Below are 5,269 nucleotides of genomic sequence, written 5' to 3'. Positions count from 1 at the left end.
GGGCGGGAGTCAGCTCGTGACCCGCCCCTCCTCCGCCCAGGCCTCCACCGCGTCCGCGGCCCGCTCGAACGCCTCGCCGCGGGCGAGGAAATCCGCGCTGTGCGAGGTGAGCAGCGGCGCGGTCAGCGTCTCGCCGCCCTGGCACACCAGCATCAACGCCTGCCCCTGCACGGTCCGCGGCAGCCCGAGCCAACGCACCGGCTGCTGCGTGGTCCGTACGGCGACGACCTGCGCCCACGGGACCGTACGCGTCACGAGGAACCCCACGCGCCGCACCCCCTGCGCGCTGACCCAGGTGCCGACGCGCAGCAGCCGCAGCGCCGCCGCGATCACCAAGGCGGCCCCGGCCCCACACGCGACGGCACCCGGCAGCGCACCGGCGAACGCGATGATCACCGAGGCGAAGAGGATGTACGAGGCGAGCAGCAGCAACAGCGCGGCCGCGGCGACCCGCCACGGTCCTGGCCGGTAGGGGCGACGCCACTGGTCGCGGTCGTCGAACGGCAGCGGGACGTTGTCCGCCGTCTCGTCAAAAGCGCGGTCGGCCGTCAGAAAGGGCAGGGGCACGACTGATCCTCACTCCAAGCACACGGTGGGCTGTGCCCGGTGAGGCTACCCAGCGGCGCGACGAGCGGCCACCATCGGGGCCGTGACGGACCGTCGCGCCGCGAGCCCTCGCGTCAGCGCCCGTCGGCGGCCTCGGACTGCTGGGTCTGCGCGGGTGACTGCTCCGGCGACAGCGCGGGCAGCCCGAACAGCAGGGACCCCACGAGGCCGGCGACCAGGGTGGCGCCGATCAGTACGCGCCCCATGATCTCGCCGCCCGTGGCCCGGTCGCGGGGCGGGGGAGTGACGTTGCTGCGGTACTTGTCGGCCTCGGCGACAAAGGCGAACGGGACGGGCTCGCGCCGACGGAACATGAGGGACTGCGCTCCTTGCTTGCTGAGGGAGACCGGACCGGTCTCGAACTGAATCACTGCTACCAATACAGACGTTCAAAAGGTCACATTGGTGCCCTGAATCGGGAAATTCACCGAAGAACGTTGCAGAGCACCGCCGAACGGCCCTCTGTCAGTGGCGAGCCGTAGAGTGGGCGCCGCCCGAGCGAGCGCAATTGGAAGGACCCCCGCCGGTGAGCGAGACCCCCGAAGCAACCCCCGAAGCAGACCTGAAGCCGAGCTTCCGTAGTGAAGTCGCCGTCGAGCTGGTGAAGCACAGCGCCGCCGACAGCGACGTGCTGTGGGCCGCCAGAGTCTCGACCGCGGGAGAGCAGTCCCTGGAAGAGCTCACCAAGGACCCGGAGCGCTCCAAGGGCCTGATCAACTACCTGATGCGGGACCGCCACGGCAGCCCCTTCGAGCACAACTCGATGACGTTCTTCATCAGCGCCCCGATCTTCGTGTTCCGCGAGTTCATGCGCCACCGCGTCGGCTGGTCGTACAACGAGGAATCGGGCAGGTACAGGGAGCTGGAGCCGGTCTTCTACGTCCCGGACGCCTCCCGCAAGCTGGTCCAGGAGGGCCGCCCGGGGAAGTACGTCTTCGTCGAGGGCACCCAGGCGCAGCAGGAGCTCACCGGCCGCGTCATGGAGGACTCGTACCGCCAGGCGTACGAGTCGTACCAGGAGATGCTCGCGGCCGGTGTCGCCCGCGAGGTCGCCCGCTCGGTCCTGCCGGTCGGTCTTTTCTCGTCGATGTACGCGACGTGCAACGCCCGCTCCCTGATGCACTTCCTCGGCCTGCGCACTCAGCACGAGCTCGCGAAGGTGCCGTCGTTCCCGCAGCGGGAGATCGAGATGGTCGGCGAGAAGATGGAGCAGGAGTGGGCCAAGCTCATGCCGCTCACGTACGCCGCGTTCAACAAGAACGGCCGTATGGCGCCGTAGTTCTCGACACGCGGGAACTCCTTGGGCGGGCACGTATGTACGGTCAGCCCTACGAAGTGTCCGTATTGCGGCATTTCGGAAAGTTCATCTAGCCTGATCAAACGGACCCGGCACTGCTTGAACCCCCGAGCAGGCAGTGCCGGGTTCCTTCGGTTTCCGACCAGGTCGGGCCCAGCTCACGTCCCCCGAGGGGGGACCCCGCACTGAGCAGCGAGTAGCGTGTTACCCATGGCTCCGACCTCGACTCCGCAAACCCCCTTCGGGAGGGTTCTCACCGCCATGGTCACGCCGTTCTCGGCGGACGGCGCACTCGACCTCGATGGCGCGCAGCGACTCGCCAACCACCTGGTGGACGCAGGCAACGACGGCCTGATCGTCAACGGCACCACTGGCGAGTCCCCGACCACCAGCGACGCGGAGAAAACCGAGCTCGTACGAGCTGTAGTAGAGGCCGTCGGTGACCGCGCCCACGTCGTGGCCGGCGTCGGCACCAACGACACCCGGCACAGCATCGAGCTGGCCCGCGCCGCGGAGACGGCAGGCGCCCACGGTCTCCTCACGGTGACGCCGTACTACAACAAGCCGCCGCAGGAAGGCCTGTACCGGCACTTCACCGCCATCGCGGACTCGACCGAACTGCCGGTCATGCTCTACGACATCCCCGGCCGCAGCGGCGTCCCCATCAACACCGAGACGATCGTCGCGCTCGCCGAGCACCCGCGGATCGTCGCCAACAAGGACGCCAAGGGCGACCTCGGCCGCGCCAGCTGGGCCATCGCCCGCAGCGGCCTCGCCTGGTACTCCGGCGACGACATGCTCAACCTGCCGCTGCTCTCGGTCGGCGCGGTCGGCTTCGTCTCCGTCGTCAGCCATGTCGTCACGCCCGAGCTGCGCGCGATGCTCGACGCTCACCTCAGCGGCGATGTGCAGAAGGCGACCGAGATCCACCAGAAGCTGCTCCCGGTCTTCACCGGCATGTTCCGCACCCAGGGCGTCATCACCACCAAGGCCGCCCTCACCTTCCAGGGACTCCCGGCCGGCCCGCTGCGGCTGCCGCTGGTCGAACTGTCGACCGAGGAAACCCACCAACTCAAGATCGACCTCGCCGCCGGCGGGGTACAGCTCTGAACAGACTTCACAACTGAACAGCCCTACAACTCAACAAGCACCACACACGTAACACAGACAGCACAGACGAGAACTGCAGAGAACAACTGCACCTGCACGAATGTCATGCGCGCCACGTGCCTCTGGGTACGTGGCGCGTGTGGTTAGGAGAGTCTTTTGAGTCATCCGCATCCTGAGCTCGGCTCCCCGCCGAAGCTGCCCGAGGGCGGCCTGCGCGTCACCCCGCTGGGTGGCCTCGGCGAGATCGGCCGCAACATGACCGTCTTCGAGTTCGGCGGTCGCCTGCTGATCGTCGACTGCGGCGTGCTCTTCCCCGAGGAGGAGCAGCCCGGCATCGACCTGATCCTTCCGGACTTCACCAGCATCCGGGACCGCCTCGACGACATCGAGGGCATCGTCCTGACGCACGGGCACGAGGACCACATCGGTGCCGTCCCGTATCTGCTGCGCGAGAAGCCGGACATCCCGCTGATCGGCTCCAAGCTGACCCTCGCCCTGATCGAGGCGAAGCTCCAGGAGCATCGGATCCGCCCGTACACCCTCGAGGTCAAGGAGGGGCACCGCGAGCGGATCGGCCCCTTCGACTGCGAGTTCGTGGCGGTCAACCACTCCATCCCCGACGCCCTCGCGGTCGCCATCCGCACCCCCGCGGGCATGGTCGTCCACACCGGCGACTTCAAGATGGATCAGCTGCCGCTCGACGGCCGCCTCACGGACCTGCACTCTTTCGCGCGCCTGAGTGAGGAAGGCATCGACCTTCTCCTCTCGGACTCGACGAACGCCGAGGTCCCGGGCTTCGTCCCGCCCGAGCGCGAGATCTCGAACGTGGTTCGACAGGTCTTCGCGAGCGCGCGCAAGCGCATCATCGTGGCGAGCTTCGCCAGCCATGTGCACCGCATCCAGCAGATCCTGGACGCCGCCCACGAGTACGGCCGCAGGGTCGCCTTCGTCGGCCGCTCCATGGTCCGCAACATGGGCATCGCCAGGGACCTCGGTTACCTGAGGGTCCCGGCGGGCCTGGTCGTCGACGTCAAGACGCTCGACGACCTCCCCGACGACGAGGTCGTGCTGGTCTGCACGGGTTCCCAGGGCGAGCCCATGGCCGCGCTGTCCCGCATGGCCAACCGCGACCACCAGATCCGCATCGTCCAGGGCGACACGGTGATCCTCGCGTCGTCCCTGATCCCCGGCAACGAGAACGCGGTCTACCGCGTGATCAACGGCCTGACCCGCTGGGGCGCCAACGTGGTCCACAAGGGCAACGCCAAGGTGCACGTCTCGGGCCACGCCTCGGCCGGCGAGCTCCTGTACTTCTACAACATCTGCAAGCCCAAGAACCTGATGCCGGTCCACGGCGAATGGCGCCACCTGCGCGCCAACGCTGAACTCGGCGCACTGACGGGTGTACCGCACGAGAACATCGTGATCGCCGAGGACGGCGTGGTCGTCGACCTCGTCAAGGGCAAGGCCAAGATCGTCGGCAAGGTCCAGGCGGGATACGTCTACGTCGACGGCCTCTCGGTCGGAGATGTCACCGAGACCTCCCTGAAGGACCGCCGCATTCTTGGGGACGAGGGCATCATCTCGGTCTTCGTGGTCGTGGACTCCACCACCGGCAAGATCACCGGTGGCCCGCACATCCAGGCACGCGGCTCGGGCATCGAGGACTCCGCATTCGGGGCCGTCACGCCGAAGATCCAGGAAGCCCTGGACAAGTCGGCCCAGGACGGCGTCATGGAGCCGCACCAGCTCCAGCAGCTGATCCGCCGGACCCTCGGCAAGTGGGTCTCGGACAACTACCGCCGGCGCCCGATGATCCTTCCGGTTGTCGTGGAGGTCTGACCTCTCCGACAGCTCGGAGCAGCGTCAACTGTGAGCGGGGCGCCTCGATTTGCATCGGGGCGCCCCGCTCCAGTACGTTTACGTCTCCGCCAGAACGCAACAGGCGCACTTGTGTGCCGGATGCGACTCCCTCAGGGGAGGGCGGCCCATCAAACTCTGCAAGATCTCCCACCGGGGTCGATTTCGGCATGCCCGAATTTGAATTCGGGGCCCGATTTTGAACGGCCGGGGAAATCCACTAGAGTTTGAGCGTCGGAACGGCCCAACAGCCGCAAAGACAAACCCAGTTGACTGGGAATCAGGCCCGAAAGGATCTGATAGAGTCAACACCGCCGGAAGGGCCGAAAGGGCCGGAAAGCGAATCCCGCCGACAGGGAATCGGACACGAAAGAGTCTGATAGAGTCGGAAACGCA

General features: G+C 67.2%; 5 protein-coding genes. 3 read left to right on the top strand and 2 right to left on the bottom strand.

Features of this window, described 5'->3' with window-relative positions; translation table 11 throughout:
- Positions 1 to 9: 9 nt before the first annotated feature.
- Together GUY60_RS33895 and GUY60_RS33890 are read right to left on the bottom strand one after the other, a co-directional pair.
- Complete coding sequence (locus GUY60_RS33895) at positions 10 to 567, bottom strand: SCO5741 family PH domain-containing membrane protein (protein ID WP_161704918.1); 558 nt, start codon at positions 565 to 567, stop codon at positions 10 to 12.
- Between the two features lie 113 nt (positions 568 to 680).
- The gene (locus GUY60_RS33890; protein WP_161704916.1) at positions 681 to 920 is read right to left on the bottom strand and encodes a hypothetical protein; all 240 of its coding nucleotides are present in this window, start codon (positions 918 to 920) and stop codon (positions 681 to 683) included.
- 212 nt (positions 921 to 1,132) lie between these two features.
- Here GUY60_RS33890 and thyX point away from each other — a divergent pair, with 212 nt between their 5' ends.
- The 3 genes from thyX (at position 1,133) to GUY60_RS33875 (ending at position 4,855) form a co-directional block, all read left to right on the top strand.
- Positions 1,133 to 1,885 carry an FAD-dependent thymidylate synthase gene (thyX, locus tag GUY60_RS33885; RefSeq protein WP_161704914.1) on the top strand — a complete coding sequence of 251 codons (753 nt, stop codon included), beginning with the start codon at positions 1,133 to 1,135 and terminating at the stop codon, positions 1,883 to 1,885.
- A 228-nt stretch (positions 1,886 to 2,113) separates the two neighbouring features.
- The gene (dapA, locus tag GUY60_RS33880; RefSeq protein WP_161704912.1) at positions 2,114 to 3,013 is read left to right on the top strand and encodes a 4-hydroxy-tetrahydrodipicolinate synthase; all 900 of its coding nucleotides are present in this window, start codon (positions 2,114 to 2,116) and stop codon (positions 3,011 to 3,013) included.
- A 156-nt stretch (positions 3,014 to 3,169) separates the two neighbouring features.
- On the top strand, positions 3,170 to 4,855 hold the full coding sequence (locus GUY60_RS33875) for a ribonuclease J (protein WP_161704910.1): 1,686 nt from the start codon (positions 3,170 to 3,172) through the stop codon (positions 4,853 to 4,855).
- Positions 4,856 to 5,269 lie beyond the last annotated feature (414 nt).

The sequence above is a fragment of the Streptomyces boluensis genome (assembly GCF_009908195.1).
Taxonomy (GTDB): Bacteria; Actinomycetota; Actinomycetes; order Streptomycetales; family Streptomycetaceae; genus Streptomyces; species Streptomyces boluensis.
Note: the sequence above shows the minus strand (reverse complement) of the source record. Positions and strands in the feature narration are given on the sequence as shown.